The following is a 1,498-nucleotide window of genomic DNA, read 5'->3' as shown; positions in this document are numbered from 1 at the left end:
TTGAACTGTACCCTATAAAATGGACAGTTTAATAAAAAAGCCCTGAAAAATCAAGCACTTAAAAGATGGTTCCGATATTCGATCGGAGCCATCTTTTTTAATGTCCACTGATAACGATTATAATTATACTCCTCCATATAATCCTTTATGTTGAGCTCAAGGGATTCAAAGGTTTGACAATCTTTGTAATCTAATTCATCTTTCATATGACCAAAGAAGGATTCCATTGGTGCGTTGTCTAAACAATTGCCCCTACGGGACATAGATTGTTTGATCCCCATTTCTCTTACACGTTTCTGAAATTCAGGGTGTGTATAATGAATACCTTGGTCTGAATGTAGAAGCGCTTCAGGATGGATGACTTCTCCTAATCTCTCTTTCAAGTTATCTAATGTTTGATAGACGATATCCATTTGTAAAGAAGAGGAGACATGATAGGCTAAAATCTCTCGTGTTGTACTGTCTTTTACACATGATAAATAAGCCTTCTTTCCTTGTCCATAAAATAAATAGGTAATATCGGTTAACATACTTTTTTCAGGCTCTTCTTGATTGAATTGGCGATTTAAAAGGTTCGGACATGTTTTATGTTCTTGTGTCGCTTTTGCGATGTGTTTATAAGGGTTTGCTCGGCGAATCTTTGTCACAAGATTATATTTACGCATAATACGGTAAATACGCTTGAGATTCATACAAATTCCTTTTGTCTTTTCCAACACCATTTTGATAGAACGACCACCACATATTTTTCCTTTTCGATTAAAAATTTCTTGGATCCATTCATAATCTGTTTCATCATTACGTTCTTTTTCTAGATGTTTATCTGACTGATGAAGCCACGCATAGTATCCACTCCGACTTACCCCAGCCAGTGTACAAAGGTAACGCACCATACGTGGGAATTGGAAGCGACGTATGGTTTGTTCAATCAGTGCGTATGTTTCTCGTGGTGTTAACGCTTCTTCTGTAACGCCTGCCTTTCGAGTTCGTCTAACTTTTTTAGGAATGTCAATTCCGCTTCTAAAAACGCAATACGTGCTTCCGCTTTTTTTAATTTTTCATCAGAAGAGAGAGCTTTTTCCGAAGGGCGTCCCGTGCTTCCTTTCCCGCGGCGTTCTGTATAAAAGCCCTCTTCACCAAATTGTTCAAAGGTTCTTCGCCAGCGTTTCAAGCATTGTTTTGGTTTCTTCTCACCAATCACAGCTAAGTCAAACCCATTCTCTAAAAAGATTTGGCTAGGACCTTTTCCTTGTTGATTTTCTTTTACCGCTCTTATTTTGAAATCAGGACAATAGCTAATCGAACGTTCCGACGCTTTTAATACATTTTTATTTTTTTCTAGCTGTTTCATTTGAATCTCGTTAAAAATAATTTTACTCATTCTCCGTACCTCATTTCTATCGTTGATTCCATTATAACGAGGTTTTTTGATAAAAATACACAAAAACCCCGAATCATGGGGCTTTTTTTTAGTGTCCATGATTCGGGGTACAGTTCA

General features: G+C 37.2%; 1 protein-coding gene. It reads right to left on the bottom strand.

The genetic code is table 11. The features are described 5' to 3' along the window. Positions 1 to 50: 50 nt before the first annotated feature. Positions 51 to 1,381 (bottom strand): IS3 family transposase gene (locus tag ACTFSI_RS27950; protein WP_088300244.1). Its coding sequence is split into 2 segments (ribosomal slippage): positions 51 to 994 and positions 994 to 1,381, totalling 1,332 coding nucleotides; the frame shifts between segments, so codons are not numbered across the junction. Between the last annotated feature and the right edge of the window lie 117 nt (positions 1,382 to 1,498).

Origin of the sequence: Bacillus cereus group sp. MYBK101-2, from assembly GCF_051918845.1 — a bacterium.
Taxonomy (GTDB): Bacteria; Bacillota; Bacilli; order Bacillales; family Bacillaceae_G; genus Bacillus_A; species Bacillus_A paranthracis.
The sequence above is the reverse complement of the archived record's forward strand: the minus strand, read 5'-3'. Positions and strand labels throughout refer to the sequence as shown.